This window comes from Streptomyces durocortorensis (assembly GCF_016901035.1).
GTDB classification, from domain to species: Bacteria; Actinomycetota; Actinomycetes; order Streptomycetales; family Streptomycetaceae; genus Streptomyces; species Streptomyces durocortorensis.
In genome coordinates this window covers 1-6,526 of sequence record NZ_JAFEUF010000003.1, presented here as the reverse complement: position 1 = coordinate 6,526, position 6,526 = coordinate 1, and the positions used below count along the sequence as shown (strand labels likewise).

At 71.7% G+C, this 6,526-nt stretch carries 6 protein-coding genes; 1 reads left to right on the top strand and 5 read right to left on the bottom strand.

Annotated features, from left to right (window positions below):
- Positions 1-236 precede the first annotated feature (236 nt).
- From JS521_RS01220 to JS521_RS01200, 5 genes are all read right to left on the bottom strand, one after another.
- On the bottom strand, positions 237-1,226 hold the full coding sequence (locus JS521_RS01220) for an endonuclease/exonuclease/phosphatase family protein (protein ID WP_205080836.1): 990 nt from the start codon (positions 1,224-1,226) through the stop codon (positions 237-239).
- 19 nt (positions 1,227-1,245) lie between these two features.
- The gene (locus JS521_RS01215) at positions 1,246-2,319 is read right to left on the bottom strand and encodes an ABC transporter ATP-binding protein (protein WP_205080835.1); all 1,074 of its coding nucleotides are present in this window, start codon (positions 2,317-2,319) and stop codon (positions 1,246-1,248) included.
- Positions 2,316-3,194 (bottom strand): ABC transporter permease, encoded by an 879-nt coding sequence (locus JS521_RS01210; RefSeq protein ID WP_205080897.1) that lies wholly within the window; start codon positions 3,192-3,194, stop codon positions 2,316-2,318. Before JS521_RS01210 ends, JS521_RS01215 begins: the two co-directional genes overlap by 4 nt.
- The gene (locus tag JS521_RS01205) at positions 3,191-3,952 is read right to left on the bottom strand and encodes an ABC transporter permease (protein ID WP_372448542.1); all 762 of its coding nucleotides are present in this window, start codon (positions 3,950-3,952) and stop codon (positions 3,191-3,193) included. Before JS521_RS01205 ends, JS521_RS01210 begins: the two co-directional genes overlap by 4 nt.
- A 295-nt stretch (positions 3,953-4,247) precedes the next feature.
- Positions 4,248-5,396 carry an extracellular solute-binding protein gene (locus JS521_RS01200; RefSeq protein ID WP_205080834.1) on the bottom strand — a complete coding sequence of 383 codons (1,149 nt, stop codon included), beginning with the start codon at positions 5,394-5,396 and terminating at the stop codon, positions 4,248-4,250.
- A gap of 301 nt (positions 5,397-5,697) precedes the next feature.
- Here JS521_RS01200 and JS521_RS01195 point away from each other — a divergent pair, with 301 nt between their 5' ends.
- Positions 5,698-6,438: a GntR family transcriptional regulator gene (locus tag JS521_RS01195; protein ID WP_205080833.1), complete on the top strand. Its 741-nt coding sequence runs from the start codon at positions 5,698-5,700 to the stop codon at positions 6,436-6,438.
- Positions 6,439-6,526 lie beyond the last annotated feature (88 nt).

Here is a 6,526-nt window from a genome sequence, read left to right as displayed (position 1 = left end):
GCGCCCCCCCCGCCCCGCCCCCCCCGGGGCCCGGGGGGGGCCCCCCCCCCCCGCCCGGCGGCGGGGGGGGCCCCCCGGGGGGGGGGGGCCCCCCCCCCCCCCCCCCACGTCAACATCGACCTCCTGGTGGTCCGGCCCCGCGCCCAGGCCTCCAACACGAAGGTCCACCGCACGCAGTGAGAAGGAGGGCCCGGGACCGGCGTACGGTCCCGGGCCCCTGCCTCGGGCTCCCGGCGTCAGCCCACCGTGAACGTCGTCAGCACCGCCGCGTGGTCCGTCGGCCACGCGTTGCCCGCCTGGTCCGGGACCGGCTTCGGGTCGCCCTCGACGAAGGACACCGAGTCCTTCACCGTCAGCTTGCCGCCCGCGTAGTCGATGAAGTCGATCCGGTCCTGCGGCTCGTCGGCCCCCGTGGAGCCCTCGTGCTTCGGGTAGACCGGCGACCAGGTGTTGCCGGGCACCGCCGCCGGGTCCGGGTTGGCCTCCCGGAAGGAGTCCTTCAGACCGGCGGCCTCGAAGGTCTTGGTGACGGGCCAGTCCACCTGGCCGTAACCGCAGTGGCTGTCCTTGGTCGCCTCGGTCCAGTCCAGGTGCGAGGGCGTGTTGAAGTCGCCGACCAGCAGCACCGGCGTCTCGTCGGCGGCGGCGATCTTCGGCGCGAGGTCCTTGGCGATGGCCTCGGCCTGCGGGGTGCGGCCGGACTCCGCCTCCCGCCGGAAGATCTCCTCGACCGGCATCTTGTCGAAGCAGGCGTCGTACGGACCGTACGGGTCGTAGCCGAGGTGCGCCGTCCAGAGCTCGACCTCCTGGCCGGTGGCCTCGTCGATCCGGATGCGGACACCGGCGGCGGCCTGGCTGGTCTCGACCTCGGAGCTGAACGGGAAACGGCTGATGATGCCGAGGTCCGCGTCGGACTGCCAGTGGTCCCAGCCCAGCTCCTCCGCGATCTCCCGCGCGGAGTGCCCGGAGGTCTCCTGGAGGCCGACCACGTCGGGCCGGTGCTTCTTGATGACGGCGAGCTGCTTGGCCAGACCGTCGTCGACCTTGGCACCGCCGTGCCAGAGGTTCAGCGTCATGACGCGCAGCTCGCTCGCGGCGGTCGGGCGCACCGGCTTCGCGGCCTCGTCGGACCCGGCCACGGGACCGGCGACCGCGACGGCCGCGGTCGCGGCGAGGGCGACGGCCGCTCCGGTGGGGGGCAGGACAATACGGCGCTTGGCACTCACTGGTTGCTCACTCCTTCACTTACACCTTGAGGGACGGGGCACCGGCTCGCTCGGCGACGAGCACGGGGTTCTCGTGCGGGGTGATCGTGCAGCGTGCTCCCGGGACCAGCGCGGTCGCCTCCCAGCTGGGCAGGTCGGCCTTGCACGCGGCCCCGGAGTCGGTGGTGAGGTGCAGCCGGGTGGTGGGACCGAGGAAGGTCGCCACCCGTACGGTCGCGGGGGTGCCCGCCGCGTCGTCGGCCGTGCCGACCGCCAGCCCCTCGGGGCGCAGCAGGACGTCGACCTCGGCGCCGGCGGCGGGAGTCTCGCCGTGGATGGGCAGCCGCCGCCCGAACAGCTCGACGACCCCGCCGTCCCGGACGGTGCCCGGCAGCCGGTTCATGGTCCCGACGAACTCGGCGACGAACGGCGTGGCCGGGCGGTCGTACAGCTCGCCGGGCGCGGCGCACTGTTCGAGCCGCCCGTCCTTCATCACGGCGACGCGGTCCGCCATGGACAGCGCCTCCTCCTGGTCGTGGGTGACGAAGACGGTGGTGATGCCGAGGTCGAGCTGGATGCGCCGGATCTCCTCGCGGAGGCTGAGCCGCACCTTGGCGTCCAGGGCGGACAGCGGCTCGTCGAGGAGCAGCACCTTGGGCCGGACGGCCAGGGCGCGGGCGAGGGCGACGCGCTGCTGCTGGCCGCCGGAGAGCTGGTGCGGGTAGTCGCCCTCGCGGCCGGGCAGGCCGACCAGCTCCAGCAACTCGGCCGCCCGCTGCTTGCGTTCGGCGGCACCCCGGCCGCGTACCCGCAGGCCGTACGCGATGTTCTCGGCGGCCGTCATGTTCGGGAACAGGCTGTACGACTGGAAGACCATGCCGATGTCCCGGCGGTGGGCCGGGACCGAGGTGACGTCCTCGCCGTCCATCAGCAGTTCGCCGCCATCCGCGGTCTCGAAGCCCGCGATGATGCGCAGCGCGGTGGTCTTGCCGCAGCCGGACGGGCCGAGCAGGGCGACCAGCTCGCCGGGGGCGATGTCCAGGTCGAGTCCGTCGAGCGCGACCGTGGAGGCGAACTTCCGGCGCAGTTGTTGGAGTTGCACGGGGACGGTCATGACACGGTCTTCTTTCGGTTCTCGCGGTCCCGGTTCTCGTGGTCCCGGTTCTCGCGGTTCTCGCGGACGGAGTCCCTGCTCGTACGGCGGCGGCTGCGGCCCCCGGCCAGGGTGGTGAGCAGGAGCAGCAGCCCCCAGGTGATCAGCAGGCTGAGCATCGCGGCGGCCACCGAGAGCTGCGCCTCGGAGTCCTTGATCTCCACCATCCAGACGGAGAACGGGCGGTAGGAGAGCACGGAGGCCACGGTGTACTCGCCGAGCACCATGGCCAGGCTGAGCACGGCGCCGCCCACCACGGCGGTCCGCAGGTTCGGCACGATCACCTGCCACAGGGTCTGGAGCCGGGACGCACCGAGCGAGCGGGCGGCCTCGACGAGCGTGCGCAGGTCGACGGCGCGCAGCCCGGCGTCCAGCGAGCGGTACAGGAACGGCAGGGACATGACCGTGTAGACGAGGACCAGGACCAGCGGGAAGTTCTCGTCCCGCAGCATCTGGAAGGTCATGTAGAAGGGCGTGTCGGCCAGGTCCTGTTCCCAGGACAGCACCGTCGTGACACCCGCGACCAACGCGATCGGCGGCACGACCAGCGGCATCATGCACAGGATCTCGACGGTCCGGCGCAGCCCGGGCAGATAGAGCGTGACCGCGACCAGGGTCGGCACCATCAGGAGCAGTCCGCAGACGATGGTGGCCAGGCCCAACCGTACCGAGAGCATCAGGCTGGTGGTCAGCCCCTCGGTGCCGAGCCCCTGGGTGTACGCGTCGAAGCTGATGCCCTCGACCTCGTTGACGCTGAACCAGATCGAGGCCCCGATGGGCACCAGGAAATACAGCGCGGCGAGCGGCAGGACGACGGCCCGCGAGGTGAACTTCATCCGAGCCATCGGGTGCTCCTGCGCTGCAACGGGATCTGTACGGCCATCACGAGCAGCGCGATCACGACCATGTTGAGGCTCATGGCGAGGGCCAGGTTCTCCTGGCCCACCAGGACGTTGCCGTTGAGGGCGTTGGCGATCTGGATGGTGATCAGCGGCTGCGAGGAGCCGACCATCACGGCGGCGGTGGCGTGCGAGGCGAACGCGGTGCCGAACATCAGCACCGCCCCGCCGAGCAGCGACGGGGTCAGCACCGGGATGCCGACGTGCCGCCAGTACTGCCCGCGGGTCGCCCCGCAGGACGCGGCGGCCTCCTGCCACTGGGAGCGCAGGCCGTCGAGCGCGGGCAGGACGGTCACCACCATCAGCGGGACCATGAAGTAGAGGTAGGCCAGCACCAGTCCGGTGAAGCTGTAGAGGCTGAAGCCCGTCCGGTCCAGGTGGAACAGCTGGGTGACCGTGCCGGTCGTGCCGAGCGTCGCGATGAAGGCGAAGGCGAGCGGCGCACCGGAGAAGTTGGCGAGCACCCCGCCGGCCGAGACGACGACGCCCCGCAGCCCGGGGCGCGGGGAGCTGACGACGGCCTGGGCGATCAGAGTGCCGATCACTGTGGCCAGCAGGGCCGTGACGAGGGAGAGTTCGACGCTGCCGGTGAGCCCGGTCGCGTACGCCCCGGAGAGCGACCCGCTGACGTTCTCCGTGGAGAACCGGCCGTCCCCGGTGGCGGAGTCGACGACGGTGAACGCCCCGTACACCATGGTCCCTGCGGGCAGCCCGAAGCACACGGCGAGAAACGCGAAGAACGGGACGACGACGGGCCACCGGTGCCGCCGCGCGCTGCGGCGGGGGCCGCCCGTCGCGGCGCGGCGGGACGGCGGGCCGGGGGCCGGCCCCCCCCCCCCCCGGGCGCGCCCCCCCCCCGGGGGGGGGGGCGGCGGGGGGGGGGGGGCCCGCGGGGGGGGGCGGCGGGGGGGGGCGCGGGGGGGGGGGCCGCGCCCGCCACGGGCACGGAGCCCGCGGCGGGGGCGGGAAGTGCGGTCTGTTCGGGCATGGTCAGCTGACCGCCTTGCCCCAGCCCTGGACGACCGTCTCCTTGGCCTTCGCCTCCTGGTCCACGGTCGGCGCCTGCGGAGTGCCGTCGACCTCGGGGATCAGGGCGACGGCGGCCTTGTCGGCGGTGCCGTCCTTCTTCATCGCCTCCAGGAGCGCCGGACGCGAGAAACCCTTCAGCCAGATGTTCTGGCCCTCGGGGCTGTAGACGAACTCCAGCCACAGACGGGCGGCGGCCGGGTGCGGGGCGTGCTTGTTGACGCCCTGGTTGTAGTAGCGCGAGTACAGACCGTCGGCGGGCACCACGACCTGCCAGTCGACGCCCTTGGGCTCCAGCTTCTTGCCGTACCCCAGGTTGAGGTAGTCCCAGTCGATCGAGATCGGCGTCTCGCCCTGCTGGATGGTGGCGAGCGTGGACTTCGCGGGGACGAAGTTGCCCTTCTTCTTCAGCTCCTGGAAGAAGTCGAGCCCCTTCTGCGCGTCGTCCAGGGAGCCCCCGTTGGCGAGCGACGCGGCGACGACCGCGGCCAGCGCGGAGCTGGACTCGGTCGGGTCGCCGTTGAGCGCGACCTTGTTCCGGTACTCGGGCTTGAGCAGGTCCTTGAACGTCTCCGGGCAGTCCTTCACGGCCTTGGCGTCACAGCCGATGGATATGAAGCCGCCGTAGTTGTTCATGAAGGAGGCGTCCGGCTGCTTCTGCGTGTCCGGGATGCCGTCCCAGCCCTCGACCCGGTACGGGGCGAGCAGGCCCTGCTTCTTGGCGTCCTGCATGTACGAGGTGCCGAGGTCCAGCGCGTCGACCGCGCGGGCCTGGCCCTTGCGCTTGGCCGCCGCGTTCAGCGCGCCCTGGCTGCTGCCGCCCGGGTCCTCGTTGTTGACCTCGATGGCGTACTTCTTCTCGAAGGCCGCGATCATCTCGCCGTAGTTGGCCCAGTCCGGCGCGAGGGCGTAGACGTTGAGCTTGCCCTCCTTCTCCGCCGCCGCGACGAGCTTCTCCATACCGCCGAGGTCCGCGGCCGACTCCGCCTTCGCGGCCTTGCTGTTCTGCGCACCGGCGTTGTCGGGTGCGGAGCCACAGCCGGTGGCCACCAGGGCGGTGAGGCCGGCGAGGGCCGCGGCGGTCAGAACGCGGCGGGGATGGTGTGCCTTCACGATGCGTACTCCTGGGTCTTAGGCGAGCCACCTGTATGGACAAGCCATCATCAGTAAGCCAGCCGAAGCTAGCAGCCAGGTGGCGGGCAGGTAAAGACTTAGGTTAGGAAAAAGTGCAGGTCAGAAGCGCTATGAAGACGTAGGTTTACCTTTCTCCAAATTGGTAAGGCGCAGGGTTCTCTCTCTTCGGGAGGAAGTCCGATTGTGCGCAGCTACGGAGATGCGGAACCCCTCACGCGGATGACATGATCGCCCCTGGCCCCCCCCGCCCCCGCGCCGCCTCGAAGCCTCTAGGAGAGAAGTGACCCGACGGCACCAGCAGATCGCCGAGGAACTGCGCCGCGCCATCGCCGACGGCACCTACCCCGTGGGCTCCGAGCTGCCGTCCGAGTCCGAACTCGCCCTGGCCCACGGGGTGTCCAGGGGCACCCTCCGGCAGGCCTTCGGCACGCTCCAGTCGGAGGGCCTGATCGGATCCCGGCAGGGCGCCCGCCGGACCGTCCTGTCCACCACGCCCAGCCAGAGCTTCACCGAACTGCGCAGCTTCGCCCAGTGGGCCCGGGCGGGCGGCCGCACCCCCGGCGGCCGCGTCCTCGGCTCCCGCCACGCAAAGGCCACCGAGACCGAGGCCGCCCAGCTCCACCTCGCCCCCGGCGACCCGGTCCTGCACGTCCTGCGCGTACGCACCCTGGACGGCGAACCGGCGCTCCTGGAACGCACGGTCTACGCCGGATGGGTCGTGGCGGCCGTCGAACGCCTGCCGGACGACTGCGAGTCGGTCACCCAGAGCCTGTACGAGGAGGCGGGCGTGGTCATGAGCCACGGCGAACACCACCTGGACGCGGTCGCCGCGGGCACCACGGACGCCCGCGAACTGGCCGTACGACGCGGCGCTCCGCTCCTGCGCGTACGCCGCACGACGACCACCCCGGACGGCCGCCCGGTCGAGACGTCGGACGACCGCTACAAACCGGACTCGGTGGTGTTCACCGTACGCAACTCGGTCCAAGCGAACCCGCTGGTGCGCACCGCCGCCGACTGACCCGCGGACCGGCCGCCCGCACCCCGAAGCCGCAGAAGCCCCCAGGTCAGCCACCCCCAGGAACAGCGAGCCCCTTATGCCCCCGCTC

Coding starts and splice junctions, on each gene's coding strand:
- JS521_RS01215 (WP_205080835.1), bottom strand. CDS start 2,319: ATGACCGTCCCCGTGCAACTCCAACAACTGCGCCGGAAGTTCGCCTCC.
- JS521_RS01205 (WP_372448542.1), bottom strand. CDS start 3,952: ATGGTGTACGGGGCGTTCACCGTCGTCGACTCCGCCACCGGGGACGGC.
- JS521_RS01210 (WP_205080897.1), bottom strand. CDS start 3,194: ATGAAGTTCACCTCGCGGGCCGTCGTCCTGCCGCTCGCCGCGCTGTAT.